Raw genomic sequence first — 17192 nt, 5'->3', positions numbered from 1 at the left:
CTCGAGGCCCTGCAGGAGCTCACCCGGCTCGCGGTCCAGACGGCCACCGGTGAGCGCAGCCGCCTCATGCTCGACGTGGGGGGCCACCGGGCCGAGCGCCGGGGCGTGCTGGTGGAGCTTGCCAAGGCCGCCATTGCCGAGGTGAAGCAGAGCGGGGAGCGCAAGTCCCTGGACGACATGACGGCGTTCGAGCGCAAGGTCGTGCATGACGAGGTCGCCTCCGCGGGCCTCGACTCCGAGTCGGAGGGCGTCGAGCCGCACCGTCACATCGTCATCCTGCCGACCTGACGCCGGGTGGTCGCGGCCGATGTTTCACGTGAAACAGGACCGACGTTGAGTGTGGAGCAGCCCCTGCCTCGTGACCCGGTCGTGCGCCTCGCCCCGTCGACCCCCAACGGCGCGAGAGACCTCTTCGGGGACCGGGTGGAGGTCGCGGAGCACTACGTCGCCATCCTGGCTGACACAGGGATCTCCCACGGGCTCGTCGGGCCCCGCGAGGCTCCCCGTCTCTGGGAGCGCCACGTCCTCAACTGCGCCGTGGTCCACCCGCTGTTCGCGCCGGACACCGAGGTCGCCGACATCGGCTCGGGCGCCGGGCTGCCCGGGCTGGTGCTCGCCATCATCCGACCGGACCTGCACCTCCACCTGGTCGAGCCCCTCCAGAGACGAACCGTCTGGCTGCGCCGCACGGTCGCGGAGCTGGAGCTGGACAACGTCACGGTCCAGGATGGCCGTGCCGAGAGTCTGTGGGGGGGCCGGCGTTTTCCGGCCGTGACCGCCCGCGCCGTCGCCCGACTCGGTGAGCTCGGCCGGTGGACCCTGCCACTGCTCGAGGCCGGCGGGTCGCTGCACGCCCTGAAGGGATCGCGCGGCCCTGAAGAGCTGGAGGTCGACCGGGACGAGCTGACCCGGCTGGGAGCTGCGAGCTGTTCAGTCAACCACTTCGGGGCGGGCATCGTCGACCCGGAGACGGTCGTGGTGTCCGTGACGGTGTCGAGCGTGGTCCACGGCCGGCGGGCCCCGAAGCGCCCGGCCCACGACCACCGCCGACGCGACTGAGCCGGCAACGTCTTGCCCCCCGGCCTGATTGGGGATGATCGGAACACCTCCTGGTGGCTGCGGTTCGGCCGTCGGGCAGATCCCGTCACTGTGGTTGGATGAGTCTCATGACGGTTTGCGCATGGTGAGGACGGTGCAGCAGAGCCCCATCGAACGTCGCCGTCCCCCGTCAGCTGGCGGTCTCGGCTGGCCCGGTGACGGTGGCTGGGCTCCGCCATCGCTCGGGTGGCCTGTTTCACGTGAAACGGGTGAGGCATCAGGCGTGAGGGTCCTCAACGCGGGCGACGGCGGCGAGCAGAATTCGACCCCGGTCGAACTGCGAGATGCCGAGCCGGCAGTCCCTGCCGAGGGCCGTGTTTCACGTGAAACAACGGATCGGCGGACGCTGTCCGAGGCGATTCCTGACGCGGGGGCAGACACGCCGTTGGCCCAGTCCATTGCCAACGACGCCCGGCGACGGATCGCCCTGTCGGGACGGCGTTTCCCCAAGCCCACCCGGACTCGGGTGCTCACGGTGGCCAACCAGAAGGGTGGCGTCGGCAAGACCACCACTACCGTGAACATCGCTGCCGCCATGGCCCAGTCGGGGCTGAAGATCCTGGTCATCGATCTCGACCCGCAGGGGAATGCCAGCACCGCACTGGGGATCGACCACCATGCCGAGGTCCCGAGCGTCTACGACGTCCTCATCGACAGCACTCCCCTGGCCGACGTCGTGACGGAGTGCGGGTCCGTCCCCGGGCTCTTCTGCGCTCCGGCGACGATCGACCTGGCCGGCGCCGAGATCGAGCTCGTGTCGCTCGTGGCGCGGGAGACGCGGCTGGCCCGGGCGATCACCACCTACACGCAGAGCAGTGACTACGACTACGTCCTGATCGACTGCCCTCCGAGCCTGGGCCTGCTCACCGTCAACGCCTTCGTGGCCGGCTCTGAGGTTTTCATCCCCATCCAGTGCGAGTACTACGCCCTCGAGGGCCTCTCCCAGCTGCTCAAGAACATCGAGCTGATCCGGAGCCACCTCAACCCCGACCTGCGCGTCTCGACCATCCTGCTGACGATGTATGACGGTCGCACCAGACTCTCCTCCCAGGTGGCCGACGAGGTGCGCGCCCACTTCCCCGACGAGGTGCTGCGCACGAGCGTCCCCCGGTCGGTGCGCGTTTCCGAGGCTCCGAGCTTCGGTGAGACGGTGATCACCTACGATCCGTCGAGCAGTGGCGCCCTGGCCTACCTCGAGGCCGCCGCCGAGATCGCCGAGAGGGGCGCCAACGGCTGGCCGCCCGCACCGACGGCAACCGTCGTGGCGGGTGGAGCGGCGCTGAAGGGGGCAGCAGAGCGGAGCGGGACGACAGCATGAGCCGGGCCCCGGTCATGAGGAGGACGGACACGCGGATCTACCGTGCGTCGAGACGGAGGATGATCCGATGAGCGAGAAGCGCCGAGCGCTGGGTCGTGGCCTGGGGGCACTGATCCCGAGCGCACCGAGTGACACCGCCCGTCCGGTGGACGTCTTCTTCCGGGACCAGGACCGTCCGGTGGCCCAACGGGAAGCGTGGCCCGCCACTGCTGATGGGCACGGGACCACCTCCACCTCGGGGGGCGGCGCCGATGGTGGCGGTGACCCGCCCGGCCGGGACTCGGAATGGGGCCTGACCAGCACCGACGCCATCGAGGACCCGTCCCCCCAGGTGCTCGAGCGCGAGGGGCTCGCCCCCGTGCCCGGGGCCACGTTCGCCGAGCTGCCGGCCGAGGCGATCCGGCCGAACCCCAAGCAGCCGCGCACCGTCTTCGACGAGGACGAGCTGGCCGAGCTGGCCGCGTCGATCGCCGAGATCGGGGTCCTGCAGCCCATCGTCGTCCGGCGGGTCGTGGACCGGACGGGGGTCGCCGACGGGGTCGACTTCGAGCTGATCATGGGCGAGCGTCGGTTGCGCGCCTCCCAGCTCGCCGGCCTGACCACTGTCCCGGCCATCATCAAGGACACCCACGACGACGACCTGCTCCGCGACGCCCTCCTGGAGAACCTCCACCGCAGTCAGCTCAACCCCCTCGAGGAGGCTGCCGCCTACCAGCAGCTGCTTGACGACTTCGGCTGCTCGCACGAGCAGCTCGCGGCCCGCATCGGCCGCTCCCGTCCCCAGATCTCCAACACGCTGCGTCTGCTGCGCCTGCCACCGCTGGTCGCGCGGCGGCTGGCCGCTGGCGTGCTCAGCGCGGGCCATGCCCGGGCGCTGCTGTCGCTCGACGACGCCGCCGCCATGGAGCGCTTGGCCCAGCGGATCGTTGCGGAGGGGTTGTCGGTCCGCAACGTGGAGGAGGTCGTCGCCCTCGGTGGTGACGACGCGCCGCGGAGGCGACGACCGCGCGCGGGCGCCCGACACCCCCAGCTGGATGATGTCGCCTCGCGCCTCTCCGACCACTTCGACACCCGGGTCACCATCGCGTTGGGGCAGCGCAAGGGCAAGCTGACCGTGGAGTTCGCGAGCGTCGACGACCTCAACCGGATCGTCGAGCTGCTCGGCGTCCCGGCGGGATCGTCCCCCGCCTGACTCCCGACAGGACCTCGCCGGACCCCAGAGCAAACCCTGTCTTGCGAGGCCAATCAGGTCCCGACGCCAACGACGTTGTGGGACAATGGGATCCGCTGTTCAGTGCGCCACCCCCAGGGCCGGGTTGTGCGCTGCAGGGACGGCTTCCGCCGCAGCCACCGGCAGCGGTGGGGTGCCGTCACCGAAGGGCCGACCTCCGAGGGACTCCCGCCCGTGCGGCTCGGCCCACTGCCGCAGCAGCGGCCCCGCCGGGACGACCCCGGTCGGGTTGATGTCCTGGTGCACCACGTAGTAGTGCGCCTTGATGTGGTCGAAGTCGATGGTGTCGCCGAAGCCCGGCGTCTGGAACAGGTCCCGGGCATAGGCCCACAGCACGGGCATCTCGGTGAGCTTCTGCCGGTTGCACTTGAAGTGGCCGTGGTAGACAGGGTCGAAGCGGACGAGCGTCGTGAAGAGGCGCACATCGGCCTCGGTGATCGTGTCGCCCATCAGGAACCGTTGTCCCGCAAGGCGATCCGCGAGCCAGTCCAGGCGCGCGAAGAGCTCGTCGTGAGCCCTCTCATACGACTCCTGGGTCCCTGCGAACCCGGCACGGTAGACCCCGTTGTTGACCTCGCGGTAGATCAGGTCCATCACCTGGTCCATCTCGGCGCGCAGTGGTTCGGGGTAGAGGTCGGGGGCGCCCTCGCGGTGGAATGCCGTCCACTGGGTCGACAGGTCGAGCGTCATCTGCTGGAAGTCGTTGGTCACCACCCCACCGGTGGCCAGGTCCACGATGCAGGGCACGGTGATCCCGCGAGAGTAGGAAGGGAAGCGGCGCAGGTAGGCGTCCTGGATGCGGGGGATGCCGAGCACGGGGTCGACCTGGCCCGGGTCGAGGTCGAACGTCCACGAGCGGACGTCGTGGGTCGGCCCGCAGATCCCCATGGACAGCGCCGACCCGAGCCCGAGCAACCGCCGCACGATGATGGCGCGGTTCGCCCACGGACACGCCCGGGCGACAACGAGGCGATAGCGGCCGCCCTCGACGGGCCACGGTCCCCCACCAGCGGTGATCCGGTCCGGGACGTAGCTCGTGTCCCGTTGGAAGCTCTCCTCGACGTAGGTCCCGTTGGACCCGCCGCCACGCTCGTCCTCAGCCATGGTGACAGCCTATCGAGCAGACATCGGCGACGAAACGGGCCACAATGGGGGGTACACGCCGAGCAGGAGGTGAGGGATGGGTCGCGAGATCCTGCCGCTCACCCTGGATCGTCTGCCCGACCTGCCGGCCGACTGCCGCGAGTGCGTGTTCTGGGAGCTCACCCCCGCCCTGAGCAGCCGCGGGCGGCAGTGCCCCAGCGAGGACAAGCGGGGATGGCTCACCACGACGCTCCTGGAGTGGGGCAGCCCCGGCCGGGTGGCCTACGTCGACGGCCAGCCCGCGGGCTACATCACCTATGCCCCCGCGCACCTCGTCCCGCGCTCGGTGGCCTTCCCCACCTCGCCGGTCAGCGCCGACGCCGTCGTGCTCATGACGGCGCGGATGGACCCCCGGTATGCCGGGCAGGGGCTAGGGCGGGTCCTCATCCAGTCCGCGGCCAAGGACGTCCTCCGCCGGGGGGGACGGGCGATGGAGGCCTACGGCTCTCCGGGCCGGGCGGGTGGGTGCCTGCTCCCGACCGACTTCCTGCTGGCGGTGGGCTTCCACACGGCCCGCGAGCACCCGGCATACCCGCGCATGCGCCTGGACCTGCGCACGGCGCTGCGCTGGCGCAGTGAGGTGGAGCAGGCCGTCGAGAAGCTCTTCGCGCCGGTGCGCGGCCTGGGCGCCCGCCAGCCGCAGCCGGTGGGCACGGCGCACCGTCAGGACCCCGCGCGACCCTGAGGGGGGTCAGCCGGCCATCTCGTCCATGTACTTGCGCAGGTCCCCCAGGCGCAGGACACCGGTCGCGACGGTGTCGTCCTCACCGAGGTACATCCGCTGCAGGGCGATGACCACGGCCTCGGCGATGTCGTCGCGGAACTCCGGATCGGCCAGTCGGACGGCGTCGTCGGGGTGGCTGAGGTAGCCGGCCTCGATCCGCACGGCGGGCATCGAGGTGTGCTGGAGCAGGCCCCAGGATCGCGCGTGGCTGCGGCAGTCGGCGAGACCGGTGCGGGCCACTCCCTCGCGCTGAATGAGGTCGGCGAGGTGCTCTCCGATGGCCGACCAGGCACCGAAGCGGTCGTGACCGTAGAAGAAGGTCGCCAGGCCTTTGGCCTGGGCGTGGTCGGCGCTGTCGCAGTGCAGCGACAGGACGATGTCGGCGCCGCAGTCGTTGGCGAACCGGGCCCGCTCGACGTCGTCGCCGGCCGTCGTGTTCTGGGTGCGGGTGAAGACGACGTTGACACCGTGGGCGCTGAGCCGGCCCTCGATGCGTCGGGCGAGGTCGAGGACCACCTCGGCCTCCACGACGCCGTGGGCGATCGCCCCGAGGTCGTCTCCGCCGTGTCCGGGGTCGAGGACGACGGTGCGCCCGGTGAGGCTGTGGCCGGAGCGCCGGATCAGCTCCCGCTCACGCAGGTTGTGGGGCGAGCCGCCCGAGACGCTGCGTCGCAGCGCGCTGAAGGCCCGTAGGGTCGCGGGTCCGACAGCGCCGTCGGGCGCGAGTCCGCACCCGCGCTGGAAGCCCCGCACCGCCTGGTCGGTGTCGGGTCCGAACAGGCCGTCGACCCGCCGTGGGGAGAGGCCGAGTGTCAGGAGACGTGCCTGGAGCTCCTCGACGTCATCCCCGCGCATGAGATGACCCGCGGTGAACTGCAGCAGGCGGTCGCCGAGCTGCCAGCGGGCCCCGTCGAGCGCGCTGTAGGTCTGCGGACCGACGAGCCCGTCGACGATCAGGCCGCGGCGTTGCTGGAATGCCCGGACCGCCAGGTCCACGACGACGTCGAACCGGTGGTGGCCGACGAGGCCGGTGCCGTTCTCGACGCCGTACCCGCCGTCGTGGGCCGCCAGGTCGCCGGAGGCGAGCAGCCGGTCCCGGATGTCCCGCACGGCTGGCCCGTCGTCACCGAGACGGGCCACGAAAAGACCCCCGTGGTCCGTCATGGAGCCTCCTGGCGGTGTCTGCTGCCGGCATGGACAAGTGCGCGCAATCGGCACGATAGTCCACCGGGCTCGCCCATGGCGCCAACCGGGGGTCCGGTCGGCGCCATGGCGTGGATGGGGACGAGGCTGACGCTTACGCGCCGATGAAGTCCTCGAGCTCGCGCAGCAGCTTGGGCTTTGGCAGGGCCCCCACGAGGGTCTTGACGACCTCTCCGCCGACGTAGACGTTCATCGTCGGGATGCTCGTGACGCCGTAGCGAGAGGTGATCCCGGGATTGGCGTCGGTGTCGAGCTTGTAGATCTCGAGCTTGTCGCCGTGGGTGCCGGCGATCTCTTCGAGGACGGGGGCGACAGCCTTGCACGGGCCGCACCACTCGGCCCAGAAGTCGACGAGCACGGGCTTGTCGTTCTTGAGGACGTCCTGCTCGAAGGTGGCGTCGGTGGTGACTTTGGTGGCTCCCATGATGGGGGCTCCTTCCGGTGGGGGCGGGTCTGGCAGGTCTGGGTATGCCGCGCAGCCGACGGCCGTCGACGGGCGGTGGAGAGGTCTCAGACGGTAGCGGTGGCGGATGACAGCTGGTGCTGGGCGTCCTCGAGGGAGGCCAGGTAGTGCTCCGCGTCCAGCGCGGCTGCGCACCCGGACCCGGCCGCGGTGATGGCCTGCCGGTAGGTGTGGTCGACGAGGTCGCCGCAGGCGAAGATGCCAGGGACCCGCGTTGTCGACGTGCGGTGGGAGCCGTCCTGAGCGGTCAGGACGTAGCCCTCGGCATCGAGGTCGAGGAGACCACGCACGAGCTCGTTGCGGGGGTCGTGGCCGATGGCGACGAACAGGCCCGTGATCGCCAGTTCGCGCTCGTCCCCGGTGCGGGTGTCCCGCAGGGTGATCCCGCGGACCTTCTGCTCGCCGTGGATCGCGGCCACCTCGGCGTTCCACTCGAAGCGGATCTTGTCGTTCGCGTGCGCGCGGTCGGCCATGATCTTGGAGGCACGCAGCTCCTCGCGGCGGTGCACGATCGTCACCGACCGGGCGAACTTCGTCAGGAAGGTGGCCTCCTCGATGGCGGAGTCGCCGCCGCCGACGACCGCGATGTCCTGGTCGCGGAAGAAGAACCCGTCGCAGGTCGCACACCAGGAGACCCCGTGGCCGGAGAGGCGCTTCTCGTCCGGCAGGCCGAGCTCGCGGTAGGCCGAGCCCATGGCCAGGATGACGGCCCTGGCCCGGTGCGTGGTGCCCTCACCGTCGACGACCGTCTTGATGTCGCCGGCGAGGTCGACGGCGGTGATGTCGTCGGTGACGATCTCGGTGCCGAAGCGCTCGGCCTGGGCACGCATCTGCTCCATCAGCGCCGGGCCCATGATCCCGTCCCGGAAGCCGGGGAAGTTCTCCACCTCGGTGGTGTTCATCAGTGCGCCACCTGCCGTGACGCTGCCCTCGAACATCAGCGGGGCGAGGTTGGCGCGGGCGGCATAGACCGCGGCGGTGTAGCCCGCCGGGCCCGAGCCGATGATGATGACGTTGCGCACGTCGCTGGTCACGAATGCAGCCCCTCAGAAGTCGGATCCGGGTCTCGGACGAAGCAGTCACGATAGCCGGGGTGCGCAGGCGTCAACCGGGGCCCAAGGGCATTTGTTCCCCGTGTTCCCGCCGCGGAACCGCGGCCGGACCGCCGCGGCGCACGGGTGCGGCCCGTGCCGTTCAGGGGACGGGGACCGAGTCCTGGATGATCCTGGGGTCGCCGGTGGAGCAGTCGCGCTGGACGGCATACGCCGTCGTGGTGGCGCCTTTGGTGACGACGATGATCGCGGCCGGCCTCCCGTCGTAGGTGGCGATGTCCACAGTCACCGCGCTCGCGCCGGCCTCACCCAGCGAGGCGAGGCAGGCGCCCAACCCCACGTCGGTGGCGATGGGACCGATCCCGACCGCCTCGGCGTCCGTCGGGAGGACGCTGGCCGCCGGGGCGTTGATCAGGGTGCGTGCCTGGGTGGCCAGCCCGCCCTGCGTGTAGCCGGAGCCGGAGATCTGGATGTGCAGCGCGGCGCCACCCGCCTGACCGGCGCCCTGGTTGCCCGGGATCGCGGCCGTCTCGCCGCGGCCGGTGCCGTTGGCCCGCAGGGCCACGGTAGCGACGCCGCCGACGACGACGACTCCCGCGGCCGCCAGCAGGACGCGACCCCAGCGCCGCGGTCTGCGGGTGCTGCTGGCGCCCACCCGCTCGAGGGGGGAGCCGTCGGCCAGCCCGAGGTCCTCGGACAGACCGTCGTCCTCTGCACGGGCCGCCTCTGCACGGGCCGCCGCCTCCCTGTCCAGGGCGGTGCAGATCCGCGCGAAGACGTCCTCAGGCATCGGGCCGGGGGACGGCTCGCCGGTCAGCAGGTCGCGCACGCCGTCGTGTGCGGTGTCCGTCAGACCCAGCAGCTCGGCCATCGCCGAGCGCCCCAGTGCGCCCTGCGACGTGATCGTGGCCTGCGCCACCTCGAGGATCGCGGCGGCCTCGGCGACGCTCATCCCCTGCAGGTCGACGAGGACCAGAGCCATCCGCTGGCCCTCGGGCAGCCGAGCAAGGGCGCTCCGGACATCAAGGGCGGCCTCGGTGCCCGGATGCTCACCGTGCCGATCGGTGATCCCGGCCTCCGGCGGTGGGGTCGTCGGCTGGCGGCGACGGAGCCGGTCGAGGCAGGCGACGACGACGATCTGGTGCAGCCAGGTCGTCGGCGCGGAATCGACCCCGAAGGAGTCGGGCCGCCGGAAGGCGGTGACGAAGGCGTCCACGAGGCAGTCCGAGGCGAACTCCGGGTCGCCGCAGGTGTGCAGGGCGAGCGCCCACAGCCGGTCCCTGTGCCGCCGGAAGATCTCGGCGAAGGCGTCCGCGTCGCCGGCGCAGTGGGCTCCCAGCAGCTCGCGGTCGGTGTGGTCGGCGAGGTCCTTGTCCAGCAGGGCGGTCACCTCAGCTCACCCGGGCTTCGGCGACCTGGGCCCGGAACGCGCCCTCACCGTCTGCGGCGAGCCTGGTGAACCAGAGGATGACGAGCTGGCCCTTGGCGCTGCCGCCGGGGGCCTTGATCGTCACAGTGCCGTCCTGGCCGGACACCGAGCCGATCGACGTCGCGCCGCTTAGGGAGAGCCGGCTGGCGACGTAGACCGTCAGGTCCGACCCGCCGACGAGGTCCACGTCGACCTGGTGCACGTCGCTCTGTTGACCGAGGTCGAGCACCAGGCCGATGCCGGACTTCGGAAACCCCCCGAAGGGAGCCGTCGTGTATGCCTGTGAGCGCCACTTCGTGGCACCGTCCCCGTCGATGGCGCGGGGGGCCGAGGCGTTTCCCTCCAGGAGGTCTCCCTCGGGGTCCCAGGCCTGCACCCCGACGACGGCCAGCGGTTGGAGCGCGGCAGGAGGTGACGTCGCCGGCGCCTGGGTGGGCGCCACCTCCGTCGGGGTCGCGGTGACCGTGGCCGTGACGACCGGCGCCGTGACGCTGCTGCTGGCCGCCCCCGACCCGAACTTCGGCAGCCCCCAGAAACCCAGGAGGGCTGCGACGAGGACGAGCCCCCCGACGACCAGCAGGGCGATCTTGGACTGGTGGCGGTCGAGGGGCTCGGCGTTCCCACCGGTCAGCATCGGCACTGCGTGGCGGAGGGGCTCGTCTGAGTCCTCCAGCGTGTCGGAGAGGCGCATGTCGCGGCCGTCGAAGAGGTCGTCGGTGAGGTTCTCCGTCTGGCGCCGGTCGGCCCGGGAGGAGGACTTCTCAGCGGCCCGGTCGGCAGCCGAGCGGGCGAACCCGCCGACGCTGCTGCCGACGGAGGCCGCCGCGGCACCTGCTGCGCCGAGGGCCGCACCGACTCCCTTCGCCACGACAGCGCTGCCCGCGGCCGCACCCGAGGCGACAGCGCTGGCCCCGGTCGCCACGGCGCCGGCGACCGCGCCGGATCGGCGGGGCGCTGAGCCACGCTCCTCACGAGCCTCCGGGCCGCGAACCTCGCGTCCCGTCGGGATCTGGCCCGATCGATCGGAGCCCAGCTCGAGCGAGTCGTCGTCGACCCCGGCAGGTCCCCGTCCCGCGCCGAGACCCATCCCAAGGACCGTGCGCGGCCCAGGGCGCGCGGCGGGCGGGCTGGCGGCGGCCGGGCTGGCCGCGACTCCGAGGGCGGCGCCCTCGCTGGCCGCGACTCCGCCGGTGGCCGGGTCGCGTCGCAGGGGCTCGGTGCGGTCGCCGGCGCGCCGCTGGCGTGGCCCGGACGAGCCGATCGCGGACGGGGACCAGGGGGCGATCTGGCCGGCGAGGTCACCGGGCGAGAGCGGTCCCTTGTCCTCGTTGAGGGTCTGCCGGGAGATGAGGTCGAGGTCCTGGGGCACCCCGGCGGAGATCTCGGACGGCGCGGCAACGCCGCCGACGACCCGGGGGGCTGCCTCGAGGCCCGAGTCCGGGCCGACGAGGGGCCAGCGACCCGTCAGGACGGCATAGGCGAGGGCGACGAGGGAGACCGCGTCCGTGCGCGAGGCGCTCTCGGAGCCGCCCTCGTCGGCCTCGAGCAGCGCCGCCTCGGTGGCCAGGCCGCGGACCTTGATCGCGCCGTCCTCGAGCACCATCACGGAGCGGGGCGTCAGGACCTGGTGGTGCAGACCCCGCACCCGAGCCGCCTCCAACGCCGACGCGGCCTCACCGACGACGCGACGGGCCTCCTCGGCGGGTAGGCCGCCCTCGCCGAGGACGGAGGTGAGCGAGCGGGCGCCGGTGAGGGGCTCCTCCACCACGAAGGCCACCCCCTCATGGCTGCCGACGTCGAGGATCCGCACCAGCCGGGCCTCCTCGATGCCCGCAGCCCGGCGGGCCGCGTCGAGGGTCGCTGAGGTCTGGGGGCCGGCAGCGTCGAAGCAGAGCAGGACGACCTCGCGGTCGAGGGTCTGGTCGGCAGCGGTCCATCGCTCGAACCGGACGTGCTGGGCGACCCGCCGTTGGACGACATAGCGCCCGCCGAGGAGGGACCCTGGACCCACGCCCTGCACGGAATCTCCTTCGCCTACGCCTCGCCGAGTGCTGGCGGCGACCTCGTGCGCCACGCCACGTCAGCGTCATCCTACGGGGAACGCGGGGTGCCGTCGGTGGCGGCGCGCCCCGTCCGGTCGGCGGTCTCGGGCGTGGCCCCAGGGGTGGTGTCGGGCGTGATCTCAGGCGTCTCGGGCGTGTCGCCGCCGCCCCGGCGGCGCAGGCTGCGGACGAGACCGACGACGAGGAAGAGCGCCACGACGAGTCCGGAGACGACGTAGAAGGCCTGGCCCGGAGGGTTGGCCCGCACGGTGATCGTTGCCCCGGCCCCGACGGGCGTCCCGTCCGAGGTCCGCAGGCTGGCGTTCACCGTCACGAGCCCGGCGGCCACGGCGCGGGCTCGCACCTGCACGGTCGCCCGGCTCTGCTTCTCGATCCGGATGGGGTCGGGCTGGCTGACGATCCGCAGCCGCGGGTTGGTCGAGGTGAGGACGAGACGCAGCCCCTCGACGGGGACCGGGAGGTCGTTGACGACGGTGATCTGCAGGATCCCCTCGTCGGCGAGGAAGTTCGTGGTCTGCTCGGTGACCCGGATCCCGCTGGTGGCCTTGCTCCCGGCCTGCGTGACGGCGGTGGTCAGGGCCGCGAGGGCGGCCGAGTCCTGGCGCCACCGGGTGGACGTCAGCTGGTCGAGCGTGTCGTTCCACTGGGTGCGGTAGTCCGCGCCGTTCGGGAAGAGCGCCGCCACGGTCTCGATGCTCCGGCGCTCGCCGGCGATCCGCCCGAGTCCGGTCGCATCGACCTGAGCCGGGCCGGCCGGGGTCGCGCTGCCCTGCCCGACCGCGGCGACGGGGTCACGGGTCGCGGCATCGGCGCTGACCTGGTCGGTCGTGACGAAACTCAGCCACGGCGTGGCGGCCAGCGCCCCGAGCAGGCGCGTCAACGACGCCGCGTCCGGGTCGATCGTGCGCGGCATGGCGACGACGACCGTCCGGTCGATGCCAGGGCTCTCGGCGAGGAGGGTGGCGGTCTCGGCGATGAACTCCTGGGTCGTCAGGCTCGACTCGGCCTCGGTGCGGGTCCCGAGGGTCAGCCGGCTCAGCTCGTCGTCCCACGCGAGCAGGGGCAGACCCGACGGTGACCTCCGGGCGCCGGTCCCGGTCAGACCGGTCGCCGTCGGCAGGGCGGACGACGACACGAGCGCGGCTGCGAGGCCTCCGGCGTATGCCGTGGCGAGGCCAGCCTCGCGCGGCGCCTGCAGTCCCCCGTCGGCCGGCCAGGCCACCCCGGTCCGGACGGGGACGCCGAGGGTGGACCCGAGGGCTGCGCCGCGCTGGATGAGAGACGCGACGGTGGGGTCGCCCGGGGCTGCAGGGACGGTGGCCGCGAGGTCCGTGTCGCCGTAGGGCAGGGCCCAGAGCCGGTGACGAGGGGCCGCCTCCGACAGCTGCCTCGCGAGTGGCGCGACGACGGGGGTGACGGGGTCGGCGCTGATCTGGGCGGCGGAGCGCTGGTCGCGACCGAGGACCGCCGGGTCGACCGCCCACGTGACGGGCACGCTCGCACCGTCCGTGCCGCGCAGGATCCGGTCGATCCGGCTCCCGCTGCCCACCTCGGCCCGCCACGCGTCGGTGCGGGTCGCGGCGTCGGCGTCGAAGAGGGCGGTGTTCGGGGTGAGCGTGATGGGGGCGATGACGGCGAGGGACAGCGGCTGGTACTCCTTGCTCCGCTGCCACCCGAGGAACGTCCGCAGCACCTCGTGGTCGGCCGGGTCGCTGTCCGTCATCTCGAGGAAGATCGGGGCCACACCCCAGGCGCGGTCGAGCGTGAGGCTGCCGGCGGGGATGGTCAGGGTGAAGGGCCTGCTCGCACCGAGGGCGAGCGCGGTGCTCGACGGGCTGTTCGCGAGCTCGCGACCCTCAGGGTTGCCCGTGTCGGCGACCCAGGCCCGGACGTCGTTGCGGCTGCGGATCGGAGTCCGGCCGAGGACGACGCGAACGGCAGGCGCGGCCAGGGGGCGCTGGCGCGCGGTCAGGGTGCCGGTGATCGTCACCGGCGTCCCGGGGACGGCGACGGCCGGGGTGATGGTGGAGACGGAGATGGCGGTGGTGGGCGCAGGAGCCGCTGCGCTCGACGCCGACGGGGCGGCCGCTGACGGGGCGGCCGCTGACGGGGCGGCCGCCGCCGGTGCGGTCGGCGACAGGAGGATGGCGAGGATGGCCGCCAGGGCGATGCGGACGGGGGTCTGCCCCCGGTGGGGACCAGCCGGCCGAGCCGTCACCCGGTGCCTGCCAGCCGTTCCCAGGCGGCCTGGGCGATCCGCTGCTCGTTGGGGAAGGTGAGGTGGCGGTGGACCTCGCTCAACGGGAACCACGCGACGTCGATGGCCTCCTGGTCGGGGTCGTTGTCGATGGTCAGCTCCCCACCGGTGGCCTCGAGGAGGTAGTGGTGCACGAACTTGTGCACCCGCTTGTCCGATGTCGCGAACCAGTAGTCGATGGTGCCCAGCTCGGCCAGCACGCGACCGGTGATGCCGGTCTCCTCGGCCACCTCGCGCTCGGCGGTCTCCGGGAGTGTCTCGCCGGGCTCGATGTGGCCCTTGGGGAGGCACCACTCGACGCGTCCCGCCCGGTTGCGCCGGGCGATGACGGCGATCCGGGCAGCTCCCTCGTGGACGTCGATGACGACGCCCCCGGCCGAGCGCTCCTCCACGGATGGCAGACGTCTGGCGTGATTCGCCTGACCAGACATCGTCGCACTCACCAGAACACTGTAACCAGCGCTGTCTCCTCCCTGTTGCGTCCGGCAACGCGGTGGTCGTGGCCGCCGACCGCCGGACGCAACGGCCGGGGGAGGGGTGCGGCGCGGGCGCTGCTGGCGAGCACCCGGCATACCGGGCCGTAGGCTTGTCCGTCGTGCCAACGAGTCCCCCACCCACCCATCCGGTCCCGGCGAGCCTGCTGCGGGACGCCGTCTCGCGTCTGGCTCCCGTCCTGCCGCTGCTGCAGGAGCTCGGCGGGCGCTTCGCTGACGCGGGTCACGACCTCGCGCTCGTTGGCGGGCCCGTGCGGGACGCGTTCCTCGGGCGGACGTCGAGCGACCTCGACTTCACCACCGACGCCGACCCCGACGCGATCCTCGGCGTCATCCGGGGGTGGGCCGATGCCCACTGGGAGATCGGGCGGGCCTTCGGGACGATCGGGCTGAGCAAGCGCGGGCTGCTCATCGAGATCACGACCTATCGCACCGACTCCTACGACCGGGAGACCCGCAGGCCGCAGGTGGCGTTCGGCACCTCCCTGACCGAGGACCTCGTGCGCCGCGACTTCACGGTCAACGCCATGGCGATCCGGCTGCCGTCGCTCGAGTTCGTCGACGAGCACGACGGCCTGGCTGACCTCGCCGCCGGGCGGCTGCGGACGCCGGCGGCGCCGGAGGAGTCCTTCGCGGACGACCCGCTACGGATGATGCGGGCGGCCCGGTTCGCGTCGCAGCTCGGGTTCGAGGTGGCTCCCGAGGTGCGCGCCGCGATGGCGGACCGCGCCGGCACGCTGTCGATGATCTCGGCGGAGCGGGTGCGTGACGAGCTGACCAAGCTGCTCCTCTCGCCGTCCCCGCGAGCTGGACTTGCCCTCCTCGTCGACGCCGGGCTGGCCGAGATCTTCCTGCCCGAGCTGCCGGCGCTGCGGCTCGAGATCGACGAGCACCACCGCCACAAGGACGTCTACGACCACTCGCTGATCGTCCTCGAGCAGGCCATCGCGCTCGAGGGCCCACGGACGGTGCTCGGGGTCGGGTCCACCGACGCCGTCGAGGGGCCGGACCTCGTGCTGAGGCTCGCGGCGTTGCTGCACGATATCGGCAAGCCGGCGACACGCCGGTTCGAGGGGGGCGGCGGCGTCAGTTTCCACCACCACGAGGTCGTCGGTGCGAAGCTCACGGCCAGGCGGCTCAAGGCGCTGCGGTTCGACAAGGAGACGACCAGGGCCGTGACCCGGCTCGTCGAGCTGCACCTGCGCTTCCACGGGTACGGCTCGGGGGAGTGGACCGACTCGGCGGTGCGGCGCTACGTCACCGACGCCGGGCCCCTGCTCGCGCGCCTCCACCTGCTCACCCGCTCGGACAGCACGACCCGCAACGCCCGCAAGGCCCAGCGCCTCTCGCAGACCTATGACGCGCTCGAGGGGCGGATCGCCCGGCTGCTGGAGCAGGAGGAGCTGGGCAAGGTCAGGCCGGAGCTCGACGGCACCGAGATCGGTGAGGCCCTCGGCGTCCCTCCGGGTCGGGTCGTCGGTGAGGCCTACCGCTATCTCTTGTCCGTGCGGCTCGACGAGGGCCTGCTCGGCAAGGACGCGGCCCGCGAGCGGCTCCGGTGGTGGTGGGCGGAGCGTTCGGCTGCGGCCAGCGACTGAGCACCCGTCCCGTGGCCGTGGGCGTCGTCGTCGACTAATCTCAGGCCCTGACCCCGCGGTCGACCCGGCCCCGGCCCCCGGACCGGCCCCCCCGGCCCCGGACCCTGCCCCCGGCCCCCCCGGCCCCGGGTGACCCCCAGCCACTCGGGAGGCACGAGATGGACTCACCCCACCCCGCCCTGCGCGTGGCGAGCGCCACGGACACCGGTCGGGTCCGGGACCACAACGAGGACGCGGCACTGGTCGAGGGGCTGCTCTTCGTGGTGGCCGACGGGATGGGGGGCCATCAGGCCGGCGAGGTCGCCAGCCGGATCGCCGTGGACACCTTGCGCGACGTGGCCGGGCGTGCCGACCTGAGCCCCGGCGACCTCGTCGGGCAGGTCGAGGCCGCCAACCGGGCCATCCTGGACTCGGCGCTCCGGCACCCCGAGCGCACCGGGATGGCCACGACGCTCGCCGGTCTGACCCTGTTGCGGCTCGAGGGCGCTGACCGGTGGGTCGTCGTCAACGTCGGGGACTCGCGGGTCTATCGGCTCCTCGACGGTCAGCTCGAGCAGGTCAGCGACGACCACTCCGAGGTCGCCGACCTCGTCCGGTCCGGCGTGATCACCGACGAGGAGGCCAGGCGCCACCCGGCACGCCACATCGTCACCCGCTGCCTCGGGCGGGACCCGGTCGACGTGGTCGACACCTGGATCCTGCGGCCGCGGCCGCGGGAGCGGTGGCTCCTGTGCACCGACGGCCTCACCAACGAGGTCGGGGACGACGAGATCGCGGGGGTCCTCGCGGCAGGCGACGACCCGCAGGACGTGGCTGACACCCTCGTCGCACGGGCCGTCGAGCACGGCGGCCGGGACAACGTCACGGTCGTCGTGGTCATCACCGGGTGAACCCGGTGCACGGATCAGCGCCACCCGGGGCGCCCTCCCCGAACCGCCTCGGCCTGCGTCGACCACCAGGCAGAGGGTGGCCGCCGAACGCACTTACAGGGGGGCAAGGCCGGCGTGGGCGAGCAGCTCTGCCTGTTGCTGCGATCGCGGGTGGGTTTTGGCCGCTCGCTCCCCGCTCACCCGGGACTCCTGAGCAGATGTGGGGCGCAGCCCCTCGCGAGGAGCGACC

At 72.5% G+C, this 17192-nt stretch carries 15 protein-coding genes; 7 read left to right on the top strand and 8 right to left on the bottom strand.

What is annotated here, in order from left to right; translation table 11 throughout:
* The 4 genes from ACLL9L_RS05065 to ACLL9L_RS05050 form a co-directional block, all read left to right on the top strand.
* Window positions 1-288 (top strand): protein jag (locus tag ACLL9L_RS05065; protein ID WP_411283557.1); only part of this gene is annotated, 288 nt, incomplete at its 5' end.
* Window positions 289-339: 51 nt separating this feature from the next.
* Entirely contained in the window at window positions 340-1059 is a 720-nt protein-coding gene (gene rsmG / locus ACLL9L_RS05060) for a 16S rRNA (guanine(527)-N(7))-methyltransferase RsmG (RefSeq protein ID WP_411283560.1), read from the top strand.
* Between the two features lie 316 nt (window positions 1060-1375).
* Window positions 1376-2416, top strand: a complete 1041-nt coding sequence (locus tag ACLL9L_RS05055) for an AAA family ATPase (protein ID WP_411283559.1) — start codon at window positions 1376-1378, stop codon at window positions 2414-2416.
* 67 nt (window positions 2417-2483) lie between these two features.
* Window positions 2484-3608 carry a ParB/RepB/Spo0J family partition protein gene (locus ACLL9L_RS05050; protein ID WP_411283556.1) on the top strand — a complete coding sequence of 375 codons (1125 nt, stop codon included), beginning with the start codon at window positions 2484-2486 and terminating at the stop codon, window positions 3606-3608.
* A gap of 99 nt (window positions 3609-3707) precedes the next feature.
* Here ACLL9L_RS05050 and ACLL9L_RS05045 read toward each other — a convergent pair whose 3' ends face one another.
* Window positions 3708-4751, bottom strand: a complete 1044-nt coding sequence (locus tag ACLL9L_RS05045; protein WP_411283555.1) for a glutathione S-transferase family protein — start codon at window positions 4749-4751, stop codon at window positions 3708-3710.
* Between the two features lie 76 nt (window positions 4752-4827).
* Between ACLL9L_RS05045 and ACLL9L_RS05040 the strand changes: the two genes are divergently transcribed.
* Window positions 4828-5475 (top strand): GNAT family N-acetyltransferase, encoded by a 648-nt coding sequence (locus ACLL9L_RS05040; RefSeq protein WP_411283554.1) that lies wholly within the window; start codon window positions 4828-4830, stop codon window positions 5473-5475.
* Between the two features lie 6 nt (window positions 5476-5481).
* Here the strand turns inward: ACLL9L_RS05040 and ACLL9L_RS05035 are convergent, their stop codons facing one another.
* The 7 genes from ACLL9L_RS05035 to ACLL9L_RS05005 form a co-directional block, all read right to left on the bottom strand.
* Window positions 5482-6678: an N-acetylmuramoyl-L-alanine amidase gene (locus ACLL9L_RS05035; RefSeq protein ID WP_411283553.1), complete on the bottom strand. Its 1197-nt coding sequence runs from the start codon at window positions 6676-6678 to the stop codon at window positions 5482-5484.
* A gap of 133 nt (window positions 6679-6811) precedes the next feature.
* The gene (gene trxA / locus ACLL9L_RS05030) at window positions 6812-7141 is read right to left on the bottom strand and encodes a thioredoxin (RefSeq protein WP_411283552.1); all 330 of its coding nucleotides are present in this window, start codon (window positions 7139-7141) and stop codon (window positions 6812-6814) included.
* Between the two features lie 86 nt (window positions 7142-7227).
* Entirely contained in the window at window positions 7228-8214 is a 987-nt protein-coding gene (trxB, locus tag ACLL9L_RS05025; protein WP_411283551.1) for a thioredoxin-disulfide reductase, read from the bottom strand.
* A 160-nt stretch (window positions 8215-8374) separates the two neighbouring features.
* Window positions 8375-9622, bottom strand: a complete 1248-nt coding sequence (locus tag ACLL9L_RS05020; protein WP_411283550.1) for a sigma-70 family RNA polymerase sigma factor — start codon at window positions 9620-9622, stop codon at window positions 8375-8377.
* A 1-nt stretch (window position 9623) separates the two neighbouring features.
* Entirely contained in the window at window positions 9624-11672 is a 2049-nt protein-coding gene (locus tag ACLL9L_RS05015) for a hypothetical protein (RefSeq protein ID WP_411283549.1), read from the bottom strand.
* Window positions 11673-11752: 80 nt separating this feature from the next.
* Complete coding sequence (locus ACLL9L_RS05010; RefSeq protein ID WP_411283548.1) at window positions 11753-13942, bottom strand: DUF6049 family protein; 2190 nt, start codon at window positions 13940-13942, stop codon at window positions 11753-11755.
* A complete protein-coding gene (locus ACLL9L_RS05005) occupies window positions 13939-14412 on the bottom strand; it encodes an NUDIX hydrolase (RefSeq protein WP_411283558.1) in 474 nt (157 codons plus the stop codon). Before ACLL9L_RS05005 ends, ACLL9L_RS05010 begins: the two co-directional genes overlap by 4 nt.
* Before the next feature lie 164 nt (window positions 14413-14576).
* Between ACLL9L_RS05005 and ACLL9L_RS05000 the strand changes: the two genes are divergently transcribed.
* Window positions 14577-16073, top strand: coding sequence for a CCA tRNA nucleotidyltransferase (locus ACLL9L_RS05000; protein WP_411283547.1), 1497 nt, complete (start codon window positions 14577-14579; stop codon window positions 16071-16073).
* Window positions 16074-16231: 158 nt separating this feature from the next.
* A complete protein-coding gene (locus ACLL9L_RS04995) occupies window positions 16232-16963 on the top strand; it encodes a PP2C family protein-serine/threonine phosphatase (RefSeq protein WP_411283546.1) in 732 nt (243 codons plus the stop codon).
* Window positions 16964-17192 lie beyond the last annotated feature (229 nt).

The organism is Lapillicoccus sp., from assembly GCF_046595215.1.
Classification (GTDB): domain Bacteria; phylum Actinomycetota; class Actinomycetes; order Actinomycetales; family Dermatophilaceae; genus Lapillicoccus.
The sequence above is the reverse complement of the archived record's forward strand: the minus strand, read 5'-3'. Positions and strand labels throughout refer to the sequence as shown.